Source organism: Microbacterium sp. Leaf179, from assembly GCF_001423785.1.
Taxonomy (GTDB): domain Bacteria; phylum Actinomycetota; class Actinomycetes; order Actinomycetales; family Microbacteriaceae; genus Microbacterium.
Window position 1 is genome coordinate 1,006,469 of record NZ_LMPH01000001.1, and the last position, 17,742, is coordinate 1,024,210.

Consider the following 17,742-nt stretch of genomic DNA (forward strand, 5'->3'; position numbering starts at 1 on the left):
CGCATAAACGCTATTCGTGCGCATAAACGCGCTGTCGCGGCGTTTATGCGCAGGAACGGCGTTTATGCGCGGGGCCGGTGTCGTGCGGTGCGGTGCGGTGCGGTGCGAGATGCGTGCCGGGAGCGGCGCGGTCGTGCGCTCGGGCCGCGGTGTGCGCTCGGGCCGCGGTGTGCGCTCGGGCCGCGGTGTGCGCGCGGGCTGAGGCATAAACGCTGATTCTGCGCATAAACGCGCTGTCGCCGCGTTTATCCGCAGGAATAGCGTTTACGTGCGCGGCCGGGGTGGCGCGGATGCGCGCGGCAGACACGGGGCGGCGGGCGCGCGTCAGGCGCTCATCGCGATGAGCTTCGCGACGGTGTTGGCGTTGCGTGCGGTGCCGGTGACGCCGAGGCGTTTCTCGAACCAGCCCGCTTGCAGCTTCGACCCGCCGATGCCCTCGGGGTAGCGCACGAAGACCTCGCGGCCGTCGAGCACCGCCTCTTCGGGCACGCCGTCCGGCAGCTCGAGCCGGACGGCGGGTCTCGCGTCGAGGAACACCGTCTGCACCCAGCGGCCCTCCGGGGCATGGGCGTAGGGGTTGCGGGCGCGGCTGGCGGCCAGCTCGGCGTGCGTGCGCACGATGACCGGCAGATCGAATCCGAACGCCCCGCGCACCGCCTCACGCACCACCGAGGCGATGTCGCCGGGGGAGCGTCCGGCGTCGTCGACCACGACGTTCCCCGCGACCTGCAGCGTCTCGACCCCACCGAGACCCGCGGATGCCAACACCTCGCGCAGCGCGGCCATCTTCAGCGCCGTCGGACCGCCGACACCGCGGATGAGGGCGACGCTGCGGGACATGCAGCGACCCTAGCGCGACTCGCGTGAGCTCATCAGTGCGCGTGGAGCCCGGTGCACGCGAAGCCCGGCTCGCGGGAAGCCCGGCGCACGCGAGGCCCGGCGCACGCGAAGCCCCACCCGCGCGGGTCGGCGTCAGGCCGAGTCGCGCCCGAGCGTCTCGAGCAGCCGCAGCCAGACCTCGCTGACCGTCGGGTACGACGGCACCGCGTGCCAGAGGCGCTTCACCGGCACTTCGCCGACGATCGCGATCGTGGCGGAGTGCAGCAGCTCGGCGATGTCGGGTCCGACGAACGTGGCACCCACGAGCACGCCCCGGTCGAGATCGACGATCGCGCGGGCCTGGCCCACGTAGGAGTCGGACTGCTCGCTCGACCCGGCGATGCTCGCGAGGTCGTAGTCGAGCACCTTCACGTTCAGGCCCTTCTGCTCGGCCTTCTTGGCGGTGAGACCGACCGAGGCGACCTCGGGGTCGGTGAAGGTGACCTGGGGGACGGCGTCGTGATCGGCCGTGGCGACGTGGGCACCCCACGGGGCGTCGTCGACCTCGCCGCCCTGCGCCCGCGCCGCGATCACGTCGCCCGCCGCCCGCGCCTGGTACTTGCCCTGGTGGGTGAGGAGAGCGCGGTGGTTGACATCGCCCACGGCGTAGAGCCAATCGAACCCGCGTACGAGCAGGGTGTCGTCGACGTCGAGCCAGGTGTCGGCCTCGAGGCCCACGGCATCCAATCCGAGGTCGCCGGTGCGCGGAGTGCGACCGACCGCGACGAGGACCTCGTCGGCCGTGACGGTGGTGCCGTCGGAGAGTTCGAGGACCGCGCGTCCGTCGCCGTCGCGGCGGGCTGCCGTGGCGTCCGCTCCGTTCTTGACGGTCACGCCGCGGTCGCGGAGCGACGATGCGACCAGCTCGCCGGCGAACGGCTCGTTGCCGCCGAGCAGGCCGGAGCGGGCGATGATCGTGACGTCGGTGCCGAGGCTCTGGAACGCGGTCGCCATCTCGGCGCCGACCACGCCCCCGCCGATGATCGCAAGCGAGCCGGGCACCTGCTGCACGGCGGTGGCTTCGCGGCTGGTCCAGGGCGAGATGTCGGCGAGGCCCGGGATGTCGGGCAGGAGTGCGGCGGTACCGGTGCAGACGGCGACGGCGTGACGCGCGACGAGATCGGTCGTGGAGCCGTCTTCGGCGGTGACGCGCACGGTCTTCTCACCCGAGAGGCGGCCGTGTCCGCGCACGAGGTCGATCCCCGCGCCCTGCAACCATTCGACCTGGCCGGAGTCGTCGTGTCCGCTGGTCATGGTGTCGCGGCGGCGCAGCACGGCGGCGACGTCGAGGTCGCCGGTGACGGTTTGGCGGGCTCCGTCGACGTCGCGGGCCGCGCGCAGGGCCGCGGCGCTGCGCAGCAGGGCCTTCGAGGGCATGCACGCCCAGTATGAGCACTCGCCGCCGACGAGTTCGGACTCGACGATCGCGGCGGTGAGGCCGGCCTGCACGGCACGGTCGGCCACGTTCTCGCCGACGGGGCCGGCACCGATGACGATGAGGTCGTATTCGCGTTCGCTCATGATCCTCACGCTATCGACGGCCACCGACATCGCGCAGGGGTTGCGCGCGGAGCGGCAGGCCTCCGCTTAACGTCGACAGGCCGCGCGCAGCGCCTCGCCAGCTCGGGCGTTCGTGCTCGTGCGGGTGCGGGGCCGGGGCGGTCGTCCTGCGCGAGACGGCGTCTCGCGACGGGGGCGCGTGGGGGCGGCGGGCGCGCCTCACGGCCGTGTCCGATTTCCGCCAGCCGATGTCGGAGGTCGGTGGCAGGGTGGATGCCATGACCCCCACCGTGGCCGACGCTCCGGGCTTCGCCGAGCGCTATCGCGTCATCCAGTCGCGCGACCGTCGCTTCGACGGGCAGTTCGTCACGGCCGTGCGGTCCACCCGCATCTACTGCCGCCCGAGCTGCCCCGCACGCACGCCGAACGAAGAGAACGTCACCTTCTACGCCACGTCGGCCGCAGCCCACGAGGCGGGCTACCGCGCGTGCAAGAGATGTCTGCCCGAGGCCGCTCCCGGCTCGCCCCAGTGGGACGTGCGCGGAGACGTCGTGGCGCGCGCGATGCGTCTCATCGCCGACGGCGTCGTCGATCGCGAGGGTGTCCCCGGTCTGGCCCGGCGCCTCGGCTATTCGTCGCGCCATCTCACGCGTCTGCTCGCCGCGGAGCTCGGCGCCGGGCCCCTGGCCCTCGCCCGCGCGCACCGCGCACATACGGCTCGCACTCTGCTCGTGGGCACCGACCTGTCGTCGGCCGATGTCGCGTTCTCGGCGGGGTTCACGAGCATCCGGCAGTTCACCGAGACGATCGGCGAGGTGTTCGGCATGCCTCCGCGCGACCTGCGCGCTCGACGCTCGCACGCCTCCGGCATCGAGGCGTCGGCGGGTGAGATCGACCTCGCGTTGCCCGTGCGAGGACCGATCGACACGACCGGTCTCTTCGGGTGGATGAGGGCGCACGCCATCCCCGGTGTCGAGCAGGGCGACGACCGTTCGTTCGCGCGGGTCGTGCGGCTGCCCGGCGGTCCGGCCTGGTTCGAGGTGCGCCTCGCCGACGACGGGCGGCTGCGTCTGCGCGCGCGGCTGTCGGCCCTGGCCGACCTCGGCACCCTCATCTCGCGCATCCGGCGACTGTTCGACCTCGATGCCGATCCGCTCGCGATCGATGAGGCCCTGGCCCGGCATCCCGAGCTCGCCCCCGCCGTGGCCGCCATCCCCGGTGTCCGGGTGCCCGGGGCCGTCGACGCCGACGAGATGCTGCTGCGCGCCATGATCGGGCAGCAGATCAGCGTCGCCGCCGCCCGCACGATGCAGGGCCGTCTGTCGGCCGAACTCGGCGAGCGGGTCGCCGTCGGCCCCGAGGCGATGACACTCTTCCCGACGCCGGCGGCGATCGCGGAACGGGGTCTCGAGGTGCTGCGCGGACCCGCCGCGCGCATGCGCGCCATCGTCGAGGCCGCCGCGGCGCTCAGCGACGGCACCCTCGAACTCAGTGCCGGCGATGACGCCGCGGAGCAGCGTGCCAAGCTCCTATCGCGCCGCGGGATCGGGCCGTGGACCGCCGACTACGTGCGCATGCGCGTGCTCGGCGACCCCGACGTGCTGCTCCCCGGCGACGTGGCCGCCCGGGCGGGCGCGGCGGCGCTGGGGTTGCCGTCCGACCCCGCGGGCTTCACCGCGTGGTCGGAGCGCCTGGCGCCCTGGCGCAGCTACGCGATGGCGCACTACTGGTACGCCGCCCCGGTGACCCAGGCGTGGCGCTCCCCGGCCGAGACGGCCGCGGCGGCCGCCGTGACGCGCCCGCGCCGGCGGACGACGAGCACCCGCGTCGACCTCCGGGCGGTCGATGTGGTCCTTCCTTCTTCCCCTCCCGCGCCTGAAAGTGAGCGATCCGCATGAGCACCGCCACCCTCCAGTTCCTGGACACCCCCGACGGGTCGTTCGCGATCCTCGCCGACGACGCCGATCGGGTGATCGTCTCGGGCTGGACCGCCGACACCGACGCCGTGCTCGCGCGGCTCCGCCCCGAACGTCGGCCGGCCGACATCGTGGCCGGCGAGACCGCGGCGGCCGAGGCGGTGCGCGCCTACTACGACGGAGACATCGCCGCCATCGACTCCGTCGCCGTCGCCCAGTGGGGCACCCCGCTGCAGCGGACCGGGTGGGAGGCCCTTCGGCGCGTTCCGGCCGGGACCCCGCTCACCTACACCGGCTTCGCCGCCGCCCTGGGGGCGCCGTCGGCGGTGCGCGCCGCGGCATCCATCTGCGCGCGCAACGCCGTCGCGCTCTTCGTGCCCTGTCACCGGGTGCTCCGCGGTGACGGAACGATGGGCGGCTTCGCGTGGGGCACGCCGGTGAAAGAGAGCCTGCTGGCGCGCGAGTCGGCGGCCTGACGATCGAGGCCCGGAAGACACTCTTGCCCCCGAGCTTCGCTCAGGGATACTCTGGAGGGCTGCCGTCCCCCCGCGGTGGCTCACGCCGACCAAGGAGGATGCCATGTACCGAATCGACGCCCCCGTCGCCCCGGTTGCCGCGCCCTTCGTCGTCGCGCGCCCCGGCCGATCCGCCTAGGGCCCCGCGTTCCGCGCTTCGGCGCGTCCGTTCCGCCCCGCCCGACGATCTTCGTCGCGCCGCTTCACGGCTTCCCCCTCCGCGCCCGATCCCGGCGCCCGCTTCGACTCCTCGAGGATCATGACCACCTCCACGCCCCGCCCGCACCTCTCCACGCCGCGCGCCCTCGCGCGCCTTCTCCCCATCGCTCGCCCGGTGCTGCCGCGCCTCATCGCCGGTGCCGGCACCGCACTCGTCGCGAGCCTGCTGGCCTTGGCGATCCCCCTCGTTCTCGAACAGATCGTCGCCGGTCCCATCGCCTCGCTCGACCCGACCGCGCTCGTGTGGGGATCGCTGGCCGTACTCGGCCTCGGCCTCGCCGAAGCCGCGATGGTGTGGCTGCGTCGCTGGTTCGTGCTCGGGCCGGCCACCAAGGTCGAGTACGACCTGCGCCAGTCGTTCTACTCGCGGCTGCAGCGTCTTCCGGTGGCGTTCCACGACCGGTGGCAGTCGGGTCAGCTGCTCTCGCGCATGATGCAGGACATCAGCATGCTGCGCCGCTGGCTCGCCTTCGGCGTCATCCTGCTCGTGGTCAACATGCTGACCATCGTCATCGGCGCCGTCCTGCTGTTCCGGTGGCACTGGCTGCTCGGCGCGCTGTTCCTCGTCACCTCCGCGCCCGTCATCTACGTCGGTTTCCGGTTCGAGAAGCGGTACGGCGCGCTGACCCGTCAGAGCCAGGATCAGGCCGGCGACCTCGCCACCGCCGTGGAAGAGAGCGTCCACGGCATCCGGGTCCTCAAGGCCTTCGGCCGGGGCCGGCACGCCCTGCAGAAGTTCACCCGCCAGGCCGAGTCGCTGCGCGAGACCGAGATCGACAAGGCACGCGCCGTCGGCTGGATCTGGTTCTTCCTGGTGCTGCTGCCCGACATCGCGTTCGCCGTGTGCCTGGGCGCCGGCATCGTGCTGACGCAGCTCGGGCAGCTGCAGGTCGCCGAGCTCGTCGCGTTCTTCGCGATGGCGACCGTGCTGCGGTGGCCCATGGAGTCCATCGGCTTCCTCTTCTCGTTCCTGCTCGACGCCCGCACGGCGACCGACCGCATCTTCGAGGTGTTCGACGAGCAGAACACCATCGTCGATCCCGAGAACCCGCGCACCCTGACCGCACCCCGCGGTGAACTCACGTTCGAGGACGTGCACTTCCGTTACCAGGATGCGGCGGCCACCGAGCCCGACCTTCTCGACGGCATCGACCTGGTGCTGCGGCCCGGCGAGACCATGGCCCTGGTCGGACTCACCGGTTCGGGCAAGACCACGCTGACCACCCTGCCGGGGCGCCTGTACGACGTCACCGGCGGCCGCGTGCTGATCGACGGCGTCGACGTGCGCGACCTGACGCTCGCCGAGCTGCGCCGTCACGTGGGCATGGCCTTCGAAGACGCGACGCTGTTCTCGCAGACCGTGCGCGACAACATCCTGCTCGGCCGAGAAGACCTCACTCCGGGGTCCGACGAGGCCGAGGAGGTCCTGCGCGAAGCTCTGCAGGTCGCCCAGGCGCACTTCGTCTACGAGCTGCCCGACGGCCTCGACACCGTGATCGGCGAAGAGGGCCTCAGCCTGTCGGGCGGCCAGCGGCAGCGTCTGGCCCTCGCCCGCGCGGTCGCGGCGCGGCCCGCCGTGCTCGTGCTCGACGACCCGCTGTCGGCGCTCGACGTCGACACCGAGGCGCTCGTCGAAGACGCGCTCCGCGAGGTGCTCAGCTCCACGACCGCCCTGGTGGTGGCTCACCGCCCGTCGACCGTGACGCTCGCCGATCGCGTGGCATTGCTCGAAGACGGCCGCGTCACCGCCGTCGGAGTGCACTCCGATCTGCTGCGCGAGAGCGACCACTACCGGTACGTCATCTCGAGCCTCGAAGAGGCCGAACGCGAAGCCCGCACCGGCGCCATTCCCGTCATCACCACCTCCGACGACGATGCCCTCACCGAGAAGGAGGCGACCCGATGAGCACCGCGACCGTCTCCGGCACCAGCGGCGAAGACCGCTCCGACTACACGAGCGCCGAGAGCCGCTCGATCCGGCAGCGCTCGCTCCGCCTGCTGGGCTCTCTCGTGTCGCCCCTGCGCGGGCAGCTGATCCTCGCCGCGGCGGTGCTCGTCGTGTCGACGGCGCTGCGCGTCGCCGGCCCCGCGCTCATCGCCTACGGCATCGACAACGCCCTGCCCGCCGTCATCGAGCAGAGCGATTGGATGCCGACCATCGGCGTCGTCGGGGTGTACCTGCTCGCCGGTATCGGCGGGGCCGTGCTGATCGGGTGGTATGTCGTCGTCGCCGCACGCCTCACCCAGGCGGTGATGCTGGATCTGCGCAAACGCATCTTCCTGCACACGCAGAAGCTGAGCCTCGAGTTCCACGAGTCGTACACGTCGGGCCGCATCATCTCGCGTCAGACGAGCGACCTCGACACGATCCGCGAGCTGCTCGACGGCGGTCTGAACGAGCTGGTGTCGGGGGTGCTGTACGGGTTGTTCACGCTCGCGGCGCTCTTCCTCATCGATTGGCAGTCGGGCGTGATCCTGACCGTCATGGGCATTCCGATGTACCTGCTCATGCGGTGGTTCTACCTGCGGTCGCAGGTGATCTACCGCGAGTCGCGCGTCATCAGCGCGCAGGTCATCGTGAAGTTCGTCGAGACCATGACCGGTATCCGCGCCGTGAAGGCCTTCCGAAAGGAACCCCGTAACGACGAGGAGTTCGGCGACCTGTCCGGCGCGTACCGTGACGTCAACATGCGCTCGATCCGCCTCTTCGGCACCTTCGAGCCGGGCATCATGGCCGTCGCCGCGGTGTCGGTCGCCCTGGTGCTGCTCTGGGGCGGCGGTCGTGTCATCGCGGGTCCGCTCGAGATCGGTGTGCTGACGGCGGCGGTGCTGTACGTGCGCAACTTCTTCTCGCCGCTGCAAGAGGTCGCGTTCTTCCTGAACTCCTACCAGTCGGCCACGGCTGCCCTCGAGAAGGTGTCGGGCGTGCTCGAGGAGGAGCCGACGGTTCCCGACCCCACCGACCCGGTCGACCTGTGGAACGCCCGCGGGCACGTGCGCTTCGACGAGGTCACCTTCGGCTACACCGAAGGTCGCGTCATCCTGCCGAACTTCTCGCTCGACATCCCCGCGGGGCAGACGATCGCCCTGGTCGGCACCACGGGCGCCGGCAAGACGACGCTCGCGAAGCTCATCTCGCGTTTCTACGACCCCTCGCAGGGGGCGGTCACCCTCGACGACGTCGACCTGCGTCGGTTGCACCCGAAGGACCTCCGCCGCGCGATCGTCATGGTCACGCAAGAGGCCTACCTGTTCAGCGGGACCGTGGCCGACAACATCGCACTGGGCAAGCCCGACGCCACGATGGACGAGATCCGCGCGGCGGCGCGCGCCGTGGGCGCCGACGGCTTCATCGAGAAGCTGCCCGACGGCTACGAGACCGACGTGAACAAGCGCGGTGGGCGTGTCTCGGCGGGTCAGCGTCAGCTGATCTCGTTCGCGCGCGCGTTCCTCGCCGATCCCGCGGTGCTCATCCTCGACGAGGCGACGGCGTCGCTCGACATTCCGAGCGAACGTCAGATCCAGGACGCGCTGCAGACCCTGCTCGCCGACCGCACCGCGATCATCATCGCCCACCGCCTCTCGACGGTCGCGATCGCCGATCGCGTGCTGGTCATGGAGCACGGCCGCATCATCGAAGACGACGCCCCCGCGGCCCTCATCGCGGGCACGGGCAAGTTCGCCCAGCTGCACGCCGCCTGGCGCCAGTCGCTGGTGTGAGCCAGAGCCCTCGGGGCACGTCGCAATGACGGATGCCACGCCTCCCGCGTCGCGGGGGAGCGTGGCATCCGTCGTTCGAGGTGCGGGCGTCAGACGCTGATGCGTGCGATGACCTCGCCGTACTCGGTCTCGCCGACCGCCTCGAAGCCGACGTGCTCGAAGAAGGCCTCGGGGCCGCCGACACCGGGTTCGTAGATGACGTCGACGTGATCCATCCCGCGACCGCGTGCCTCTTCGAGGACGGCGGCGATCGCGTAGCTGCCGACGCCGCGGCCCTGCTCGTCGGCGTCGACGTTGATGCGCCACAGCACGGAGCGGAAATGCTCCTCGTGGGCCTCGGGGTCGAAGTTGGCGCTGACGAAGCCGACCACCTCGTCGCCGTCGAGCACCACGCGCTGCCACGACGTCTGGGGATTGCTCACCGTCGCGGCGATGCCGTAGCTGACGGGAGCGAGGAACTGCTCCTGCCCGGGCTTGAGCGACAGGGTGTTCACGGCCACGATCGTGGCGGCGGACAGTTCGACGAGACGCAGGTCAGCCATGCGCCCAGGCTAGCGGCCCGATCCCTCAGCCCCAAGGCCGGGGTGAACCAACGAGCACGCAGGGGGCTTGGGAAGTGCGCGCAGGCCCGGATTAGGCTTGTCGAATGCGTGTGGATTACGGACAGTTGGCCCTGTGCTCGCAGACGCTCCGCCGCCAAGGTGAGCAGCACCTCCCCGCGATGTCGCGGTACGTGCAGGACCGCGGCATCCTGACCCCCGCCGATACGGGGATGATCATGATGCCGTTCACGGCGCTCTCGCTCGCGATCGCCGTGGTGGGTGTGCAGATCGCCGAGGGACTGGCGCAGGTGATGAACTCCGCGGCCGACAAGGTCGACGGCGCCGCGGCCGCCTATGCGGAGCAGGAGAAGGCTCTGCACGACCGGATGAACCAGATCCTCGCGCCTCTGGGCGGGGGGACGCCGTTCGTCGATCCGCGTTCGAACCCGCCGACCCTCCCGGCCGCGCAGGGCGGGGCGCCGGCGGGGCACGGCGATCCGGAGCCGTGGCTGTTCGAGCAGGCCTACGACGCCGGTCAGTCCCTCGTCAGCGGGGGTCGCGGCATGGTCGACGACATCTCGGGCGCCGTGAACTCCTGGTCAGTCGGGGCCACGGGCGTCGTGGAGCGGCAGGATCCCTCGAGCTTCCTGGTCGCGCCGAATGCGACGAAGAGCGAGGTCGAATCGATGCGCTGGGGCGCGGGTCCGCTCCTCGGAGGCGTCGACTGGGTGTTCGAGAAGATCGCCGGGTTCAGCCTTCTCGAAGACGTCATCATGAAGCCGTTCGCCGGCGACTGGACGGGGATCGAAGAGGTCTCGATCGCCTGGCAGTACCTGGGGGAGGCGAGCCGTGCCGTCGCCGACAACACGGCGGGCCTCGTTCAGCAGGGCGAGTTCTGGGACGGCGAGGCCGGCCTGGCGTTCCGCGGGGGGATGACGGCGATCGGCGGAACGATGTTCGGCGTCGGCGCGGCGTGCGACATCGTCTCGGCGAAGGTCGGCACCTTGGTGCTGGTGTCGAAGTCGGCGGCCGCGGCCATCGGCCTCATCCTCAACCAGATCTCGCAGAAGCTGCTGCGCATGGCGGCCGAGGCGACCGTTCCCGTGGCGGGCTGGATCGTGGCAGCGGCCGAGGGTGCGCACCTGGCGACCAAGATCTTCTCGCTCGTCCGCCTCATCTACACGATCGTCGACACCATCTTCGATGCGATCGAGGGTGCCGTGGAGGCGAAAGCGCAACTGGTCGAGACGGCCCTGCTGGTCGACGACCTGCTGAGATTCCTCATCGACACCGGAAGGCGGGCGGCAGCATGAACGACGATCTCTTCGACCTCACCCGGCAGCGCATCGCCCGCATCGAAGCCCTCGTCGCGGAGGCACGCTCCCTCGACGACGACGAAGAACTCGACGCCGAAGAGGAGTTCGCCCGCCGCGCACGCGCCGGGGAGCTCGGCATCGATTGGCAGGTGCTGCAGGGGCGCATCGACCTGGGCGAGACCAGCCGCACCGCCATCTTCGACGGCACCGACGACAGCGTCGCCGCTCTCAGCGTCCGGGAGGCGGCGAACGAGGGTGTCGGTCTCTTCGGCGAGGAGGCGCGGGCGATCGCCGACGCCGAGGGAGAGCCCGACCCCGTCGCCGAGCTCGAGCTCGAGAGGGAGCGGCTCCTCGCCCGCGGGGCGGCGCTCCGTGCCCGTCTGTCCGATCTGATCGGCCCGACCGAAGGGATGCCGCGATGAGCGGGATGCGACTCGAGTTCAGCGCCGCGCACGAGGCGGCCGCGCGGATCGCGGCGGCGCAGTCGGGCATCGCCGAGCGTCTGAGCGCGCTCGAATCCGCGGCCGCCACGCTGTCGGGCGGGTGGTCGGGTGACGCGCAGGCCGCCTACGCGTCGGCTCAGGCCGAGTGGTCCGCCGGAATGATCCGCATGAACACCCTGCTCGACGGCACGCGCCAGGCCCTCGACGACTGGGTGGGCGAGGTGGAGCAGCTCGAGGCCGACCTGGCCACCGGGTGGCCCGGATGAGCGCCGCCGCGCGCGCGGTCCCGCTCTGGCGCGAGTCGCTCGTCGGGGGCCACAAGATCCGCGCCGCGTGCCGTTTCACGGTCCCGCCCTCCGAGTCGACGGCCGGCATCGTCGCGGTGGGCGAGCTTCTCGGCCGGGCGGGTTTCACCCGCGCCGACGCGCCCGACGGCGTCATCGTCCTCCGCCGGGGGAGTGCCGTGGGCGACACGATCCTCAACGGCACGGGACTGTCGCTCCTCACCTCCCGTCTCGGCCCGCTGTCGCTGGAAGCGGTGGTCGTCGTCGAGGCGACGCCGCGCGACGATCTCACCGAGATCGTGGTGTCGATGGTCCTCGGCGACGAGTTGGCTCCGACCGTGGCCGAGGCCGTCGACGCGGTCATCGACGGCCTGGTCGCCCGCGGCGTCGCCGTCGGCGGCGCCGGCTGGGGCAGGGCGGTGGATCTGCCCGCCGAGAGCCTGGGCAATCCCAAGACCGCTCGCGAGCACGGCCTGCGCCGCTGACCGGCGCAGCGCGGGTCGGGGCAGGGCGCGGATGCCGAGAACTATCTCGACATCAAGAGACTTTGCCGCGGTGCGATAGGCTGAAACACAACCCTGGCCGCCTCTACGGAGAGATCTGACGTGCCCGATTCCACCATCATTTACACGTACACCGACGAGGCGCCGGCTCTTGCCACGGCGTCGTTCCTGCCCATCGTGCAGGCCGTCACGAAGCAGGCGGGCGTCGACGTCGAGACCCGCGACATCTCGCTCGCCGGCCGCATCCTCGCCGCCTTCCCGCAGCGGCTGACCCCCGAGCAGCAGGTGGGCGACGCCCTCGCCGAGCTCGGCGGACTCGCCACGCTGCCCGAGGCGAACATCATCAAGCTGCCGAACATCTCGGCATCCATCCCGCAGTTGAAGGCGGCCATCGCCGAGCTGCAGGCGCAGGGATACGACATTCCCGACTACCCCGACGAGGCGTCGAGCGTCGAAGACAAAGACGTGCGCGCCCGCTACGACCGCATCAAGGGTTCCGCCGTGAACCCCGTGCTGCGCGAGGGCAACAGCGACCGCCGTGCCCCGCTCGCCGTGAAGAACTACGCCAAGAAGCACCCGCACCGCAACAAGGCGTTCGGCGCGGGCTCGAAGACGCGCGTCGCCACCCTCGGGCACGACGACTTCCGCTCGAACGAGAAGTCGGTCGTGCTGGCCGACGACGACGTGCTGACGATCCAGCACGTCGCGGCCGACGGCACCACCACGACGCTCAAGGAGGGACTCAAGGTCCTCCAGGGCGAGATCGTGGACTCCACGTTCCTCTCGGCCGCGGCGCTCGACGCGTTCCTCGCCGACACGTTGGCCGAGGCGAAGGCCGACGACGTGCTCTACTCGGTGCACCTCAAGGCCACGATGATGAAGGTCAGCGACCCGATCATCTTCGGTCACGTCGTGAAGGCCTTCTTCGCCGACGTGTTCGACCGCCACGGCGACGCCCTCGCGGCCGCCGGTCTCACCCCGAACGACGGCCTGGGCTCGATCCTCGCCGGTCTGTCGAACGTCGATGGCGGCGACGCCATCGCGGCCGAGATCCGCGACGCGCTCGCGAACGGCCCGCGTCTGTCGTACGTCAACAGCGACAAGGGCACCACCAACCTGCACGTGCCCTCCGACGTCATCGTGGATGCCTCGATGCCGGCGCTCGTGCGCAACGGTGGCAAGCTGTGGGGCGTCGACGGGGGAGAAGACGACACCCTCGCCGTGATCCCCGACTCGTCCTACGCCGGTGTGTACCAGGCGACCATCGAGGACGTCATCGCGAACGGCCCACTGGATCCCGCCACCATCGGCTCGGTGCCCAACGTGGGTCTCATGGCCCAGGCCGCAGAAGAGTACGGCAGCCACGACAAGACGTTCGAGATCGCGGCCCCCGGCCGCGTGCAGGTCGTCGCCTCGAACGGCGACGTGCTGCTCGAGCACGAGGTCGAGACGGGCGACATCTGGCGCGCGACCCAGACCAAAGACGTCGCCGTGCGCGACTGGGTGAAGCTCGCCGTCACCCGTGCCCGCGCCGCGGGCGTTCCGGCCGTGTTCTGGCTCGACGAGAGCCGCGCGCACGACAAGAACCTCATCGCCAAGGTGCACGAGTACCTCGCCGACCACGACACCGAGGGCCTCACCATCGAGATCCTCGAGCCGGCCGAGGCGACGCGCTACTCGCTCGAGCGCATCCGCCGCGGCGAGGACACCATCTCGGTGACCGGCAACGTGCTGCGCGACTACCTCACCGACCTGTTCCCGATCCTCGAGGTCGGAACCAGCGCCAAGATGCTCTCGATCGTGCCGCTGCTCGCCGGCGGCGGACTGTTCGAGACGGGCGCCGGCGGTTCGGCCCCGAAGCACGTGCAGCAGCTGCTCGAAGAGGACTACCTGCGCTGGGACTCGCTGGGCGAGTTCTTCGCACTGGCCGCCTCGCTCGAGCACCTCGCCGACACGACGGGCAACGAGAAGGCCCGCGTGCTCGCGCAGACGCTCGACGCCGCGACCGGCACGTTCCTCGAGAACGACAAGTCCCCCGGCCGCGCGCTCGGCACCATCGACAACCGCGGCAGCCACTTCTACCTCGCCCTGTACTGGGCGCAGGAGCTGGCCCGGCAGTCGAGCGACGCCGAACTGGCCGGAGTCTTCGCCCCGGTGGCCGAGAAGCTGGCCGCCGAAGAAGAGACCATCGTCGCGGAGCTCAACGCGGTGCAGGGCCACACAGCCGAGATCGGCGGCTACTACCGCCCCGACACCGCCCTCGTCGAGAAGATCATGCGTCCCTCGGCCACGCTGAACGCGGTGGTCGACGGTCTGCGCTGAGTCGCTGACACGCTGAAGCGAGAGGGGTGGATGCCGCGGGCATCCGCCCCTCTTCCGTTTCCCGGCGCGGGGCCGAGGTCTGACCGGCTGCGTCGCGTGCGCCTCGTGCACGACCCCGACACACCGGCGTGACCCGCGGGCTGTGTCGCGGTTCGGCGCTGTTCTGCGGGAGTCGTGCGCGGACACGTGCGCTCGCGCCGCGGCGGTGACGCGGGGCTAGGAACGACGAAGGGGCGGATGCCATCGGCATCCGCCCCTTCTCCGTTGCGGGCTCAGTAGTGGACCGAGACCTCGGTGCCCTTGTACGCCCAGTCGTAGAGCTCCTTGGCGTTGTTCACCGTGAGGTTGACGCAGCCGTGGCTCATGGGGGTGCCGAAGTTGTTGTGCCAGTACGTGCCGTGGAAGGCCTCGTCGCCGTTGAAGTACGCGACCCAGGGGACGTCCTTCGTGCACCAGTCGTAGCCGGGAGCGCAGCCCATGTCCTGCATGGAGGTCTTCCAGCCGATGCGGTAGGTGCCCGTGTGGGTCTCCCACCCGCTCTTGCCCGACGACATCGACCAGTTGCGGTAGACCTGACCGTTCTCGTACAGGGTGACCGTCTGCGCGCTGAGGTTCACGTCGATTCGACGCTCGGTCTTCGCGGTCTCGAACGGCGTCTCGGAGACGGCGAGGGAGTACTTGGCGTTGCCGTCGGCGAGCTGAGCGGCGAAAGCAGCGGCCACGCCGGCGGTGTCGCCCAGGGCACGACCGGTCTGACCCTCGGTGAGCGTCTTGATGACCTCTCCACCGCTGTCGACGATCACGTCGGCGTTCACGGCTCCGCGGTCGACGGCGCCCGGAAGACCGGCGACGGCCTGTTCGATGGCGGAGGTGTCGGCCGAGATGGCGAAGTCGCCCTTGCCGTCAGGGGTGACGGTGAGCCACGAGGCGGCGGTGGCGCGATCGACGGTGACGGTGCGCTCGTCGCCGACGTAGAAGCCGGCGGTGTCGAGCACGCCGTTGAGCGTGGCGACGGCCGCGTCGGCCTCTTCGGTGCTGACGGGGGCTTCGACCGGCACGAGCGCCGCGTCGACCGTGGTCGCGGGGGTGCCGGAGTCGAAGGCCGACTGCAGGGCGGCGGTGACGGCGGCGACGTCGATGCCCTCGCCCGCCTCGGCGGGGGAGGTGACGTACGTCTGCGAGCCGGCGTCATAGGCGACGGTGGCGTCGACGGGCGCGCGGTACGTGCCGGGGGCACGGTCGCGCAGGGCCACGGCGGCGGCCGACGGGTCGACGGCGACGGTGACTCCGGTGCCCTGCGGGAACCACGACGAGGGCTTCCACATCGGGTTCTCGGAGAACGCCTTGTCGGCCAGGGCGGCCGCGTCGACCGAGGCGCCCAGATCGGCGCCGGTGACGGTGACTTCTCCGGCGGGGCTCTCGACCGTGATGGCCGTCTGCGCCAGTCGCGTCGAGATGGCCTGTGCGGCGGCGCCGGCGGTCAGACCGCCGATCTGCACGCCGGCGACCGAGGCCCCGGGAGCGATGAGCACGAGCGAGGCCGCGATGAGGGCCACGGCCGTCGCACCGGCGGGAATGCCGATCCACAGGCCGGAGCGGTTCTTGCGCTTCGTGGGCTCGGGCGGAGCCCAGGCGTAGGTCGCGCCGTCGGTGCCGTTTGCGCCGTCGGTCATGTGTCAAACCCCCCAGTAGTCAGTCTTCCCATGGTAAGTGGGTCTGCTGCGCAATCGCCGGGAGCATTATCACGGTCTGGTCACGCCGCAGAAATGCAGGGGGCGATCACGGCGCGAAGACCTTGCCCGGGTTCAGGATGCCGTTCGGGTCGAACACCCGGGCGATGTCGCGCTGCAGCCGCCACTGGTCGTCGCCGAGCTCGTCGGCCAGCCAGCGGCGCTTGAGCACGCCGATGCCGTGCTCGCCGGTGAGCGTTCCGCCCAGGCGCAGGGCCGCGTGGAACAGCTCTTCGGCGGCCTGCCACACCACGGGCGGCACCTCGGGCCCCTCGAAGACGAAGTTGGGGTGCAGGTTGCCGTCGCCCGCGTGCGCGACGGTCGGGATGACCAGGTCGAACCGGCGCTCGATGCGGGCGATCTCGTCGAACATGTCGGGCAGGGCGCTGCGCGGCACCGAGACGTCTTCGATGAGGGCGGTGCCGAGGGTCTCCATCGCGGGGTGCATCGCGCGGCGGACGGCCAGCAGCTCCTCGCCCTCCGCGTCGTCGGCGGCGACGGACACGCGCCCACCCGCGGCCGTCAGCACGTCGGCGATCGCGCGGGCCTCGTCGGCCGCGACCGGTCCGTCGGTCTGGATCGTCAGCTGTGCCGCGCCCACCGGCGGGGCCGGCAGCGACAGCAGGCGGTGCACGGCGGCGAGGCTCGTGGCATCCATCAGCTCCATGATCGCGGGCTGGGGTGCGGATGCGGTGACCGCGGCCGAGGCGACCGCGGCGGCGCGCACGCCGTCGAAGAGGGCGGTGAGGGTGACGCGCTCGCCCGCGATGAGGCGGCGGAGCTTGAGCGTGGCACCCACCACGATGCCGAGCGTGCCCTCGGACCCGATCACGAGCGAGGTGAGGTCGAGTCCGGTGACGCCCTTCACGCTGCGGTGCCCCAGGTGCAGCAGACGCCCGTCGGCGAGCACGAGGTCGACTCCCAGGACGGCGTCGCGCACGACCCCGTACTTGGCGCACAGCAGGCCGCCCGCGCCCGTGGCGATGTTGCCGCCGACGGTCGAGATCGCCCGACTGGCCGGGTCGGGCGCCCACCACACGCCGTGCGGTTCGAGCAGCGCGTTGAGCTCGGCGTTGAGGATGCCGGGTTCGACGACGGCGAGAAGGTCGTCGGGGCGCACCTCGATCAGTCGGTCCATGGCGCGCAGCGACAGCGAGATCTCGCCGCCCCCGGTGTTGGCGCCGCCGGCGAGACCCGTACCGGCGCCCCGCGGGACGACCGGGGTGCCGGTGGCCGAGGCGATGCGCATCACCGCTTGCACGTCGGCGACGGAGGCCGCGCGCACGACGGCGAGGGGGACGCTCTCGGCCGCGTGGCCGGACTTGTCGGCCCGGGCGGCCTCGAGGGCGGCGGGCGAGGTGTCGACGCGCGCGCCGAGCTCGGCACGGAGCTGCGCGACGACGTCGGCGGTCATGCCAGGCGCCGGCGACCGTTCAGCGCGCCCACCACGACGGCGACGATGGCGAAGACGAGGCCGATCGCGGCCTGGCCCATGCTCCACCACGCCACGGTCGCCGCGGCGTAGACGAACAGTTCGACCAGCGCGCGGATGAACGGGTGCACGGCGAGCACGGCGCGCGGCGAGACGAAGAGGGCCCACACGAGCACGGCGAGGGCGGGTGCGCCGATGCCGACGACGATGTTCCACGGGAACGGCCACGCGAGGAAACCCCAGACGGCCAGGGTGACGAAGGCGAACAGCCCGCAGAGCACTCCGACGATCTCGAGCGCCGACGGCCGCGGACGCATGCCGGGAGCGAGAGGCGCCTGGGCGCGGACGTTCGATGAGTCGGTCACCCCCTCATTTTACGTGGGCGCCGGGCCGCGGCATCCGGGGTCTCTCGGCATCGAGC

The 17,742-nt window shown here is 71.2% G+C and carries 15 protein-coding genes; 9 read left to right on the top strand and 6 right to left on the bottom strand.

All coding sequences use genetic code 11. The annotated features are described in order from the left end of the window. Nucleotides 1-324: 324 nt before the first annotated feature. Nucleotides 325-840 carry a DUF1697 domain-containing protein gene (locus ASF96_RS04675; RefSeq protein ID WP_055936400.1) on the bottom strand — a complete coding sequence of 172 codons (516 nt, stop codon included), beginning with the start codon at nucleotides 838-840 and terminating at the stop codon, nucleotides 325-327. Nucleotides 841-972: 132 nt separating this feature from the next. After that, nucleotides 973-2,400, bottom strand: a complete 1,428-nt coding sequence (locus tag ASF96_RS04680; RefSeq protein ID WP_055936403.1) for a dihydrolipoyl dehydrogenase family protein — start codon at nucleotides 2,398-2,400, stop codon at nucleotides 973-975. A gap of 257 nt (nucleotides 2,401-2,657) precedes the next feature. Here ASF96_RS04680 and ASF96_RS04685 point away from each other — a divergent pair, with 257 nt between their 5' ends. The 4 genes from ASF96_RS04685 (at nucleotide 2,658) to ASF96_RS04700 (ending at nucleotide 8,749) form a co-directional block, all read left to right on the top strand. Further along, nucleotides 2,658-4,277, top strand: coding sequence for an AlkA N-terminal domain-containing protein (locus ASF96_RS04685; protein WP_055936405.1), 1,620 nt, complete (start codon nucleotides 2,658-2,660; stop codon nucleotides 4,275-4,277). Then, the gene (locus ASF96_RS04690) at nucleotides 4,274-4,771 is read left to right on the top strand and encodes a methylated-DNA--[protein]-cysteine S-methyltransferase (RefSeq protein ID WP_055936408.1); all 498 of its coding nucleotides are present in this window, start codon (nucleotides 4,274-4,276) and stop codon (nucleotides 4,769-4,771) included. The genes ASF96_RS04685 and ASF96_RS04690 overlap by 4 nt, the downstream gene beginning before the upstream one ends. A gap of 298 nt (nucleotides 4,772-5,069) precedes the next feature. Then, nucleotides 5,070-6,935 carry an ABC transporter ATP-binding protein gene (locus ASF96_RS04695; RefSeq protein WP_055834222.1) on the top strand — a complete coding sequence of 622 codons (1,866 nt, stop codon included), beginning with the start codon at nucleotides 5,070-5,072 and terminating at the stop codon, nucleotides 6,933-6,935. Beyond that, nucleotides 6,932-8,749, top strand: a complete 1,818-nt coding sequence (locus ASF96_RS04700) for an ABC transporter ATP-binding protein (RefSeq protein ID WP_055936411.1) — start codon at nucleotides 6,932-6,934, stop codon at nucleotides 8,747-8,749. The genes ASF96_RS04695 and ASF96_RS04700 overlap by 4 nt, the downstream gene beginning before the upstream one ends. A gap of 89 nt (nucleotides 8,750-8,838) precedes the next feature. Here the strand turns inward: ASF96_RS04700 and ASF96_RS04705 are convergent, their stop codons facing one another. Then, nucleotides 8,839-9,291: a GNAT family N-acetyltransferase gene (locus ASF96_RS04705; RefSeq protein WP_055936414.1), complete on the bottom strand. Its 453-nt coding sequence runs from the start codon at nucleotides 9,289-9,291 to the stop codon at nucleotides 8,839-8,841. A 104-nt stretch (nucleotides 9,292-9,395) separates the two neighbouring features. On the opposite strand from ASF96_RS04705, the gene ASF96_RS04710 reads away from it, so the two are divergent. The 5 genes from ASF96_RS04710 to ASF96_RS04730 all read left to right on the top strand — a co-directional run bounded on the left by ASF96_RS04710 (nucleotide 9,396) and on the right by ASF96_RS04730 (nucleotide 14,159). Continuing rightward, nucleotides 9,396-10,604, top strand: coding sequence for a hypothetical protein (locus ASF96_RS04710; protein WP_156458723.1), 1,209 nt, complete (start codon nucleotides 9,396-9,398; stop codon nucleotides 10,602-10,604). Next, entirely contained in the window at nucleotides 10,601-11,029 is a 429-nt protein-coding gene (locus ASF96_RS04715; RefSeq protein ID WP_055936420.1) for a hypothetical protein, read from the top strand. Before ASF96_RS04710 ends, ASF96_RS04715 begins: the two co-directional genes overlap by 4 nt. Continuing rightward, a complete protein-coding gene (locus ASF96_RS04720; RefSeq protein ID WP_055936423.1) occupies nucleotides 11,026-11,316 on the top strand; it encodes a WXG100 family type VII secretion target in 291 nt (96 codons plus the stop codon). The genes ASF96_RS04715 and ASF96_RS04720 overlap by 4 nt, the downstream gene beginning before the upstream one ends. Continuing rightward, nucleotides 11,313-11,819 (top strand): hypothetical protein, encoded by a 507-nt coding sequence (locus ASF96_RS04725; RefSeq protein ID WP_156458724.1) that lies wholly within the window; start codon nucleotides 11,313-11,315, stop codon nucleotides 11,817-11,819. Before ASF96_RS04720 ends, ASF96_RS04725 begins: the two co-directional genes overlap by 4 nt. Before the next feature lie 120 nt (nucleotides 11,820-11,939). Continuing rightward, nucleotides 11,940-14,159, top strand: a complete 2,220-nt coding sequence (locus ASF96_RS04730) for an NADP-dependent isocitrate dehydrogenase (protein ID WP_055936429.1) — start codon at nucleotides 11,940-11,942, stop codon at nucleotides 14,157-14,159. Between the two features lie 272 nt (nucleotides 14,160-14,431). Here the strand turns inward: ASF96_RS04730 and ASF96_RS04735 are convergent, their stop codons facing one another. The 3 genes from ASF96_RS04735 to ASF96_RS04745 all read right to left on the bottom strand — a co-directional run bounded on the left by ASF96_RS04735 (nucleotide 14,432) and on the right by ASF96_RS04745 (nucleotide 17,686). Beyond that, nucleotides 14,432-15,832 carry a L,D-transpeptidase family protein gene (locus ASF96_RS04735; RefSeq protein ID WP_055834244.1) on the bottom strand — a complete coding sequence of 467 codons (1,401 nt, stop codon included), beginning with the start codon at nucleotides 15,830-15,832 and terminating at the stop codon, nucleotides 14,432-14,434. Between the two features lie 106 nt (nucleotides 15,833-15,938). Further along, the gene (locus ASF96_RS04740) at nucleotides 15,939-17,303 is read right to left on the bottom strand and encodes an FAD-binding oxidoreductase (protein WP_055936431.1); all 1,365 of its coding nucleotides are present in this window, start codon (nucleotides 17,301-17,303) and stop codon (nucleotides 15,939-15,941) included. Further along, entirely contained in the window at nucleotides 17,300-17,686 is a 387-nt protein-coding gene (locus tag ASF96_RS04745) for a YrdB family protein (protein WP_235560528.1), read from the bottom strand. The genes ASF96_RS04740 and ASF96_RS04745 overlap by 4 nt, the downstream gene beginning before the upstream one ends. Nucleotides 17,687-17,742 lie beyond the last annotated feature (56 nt).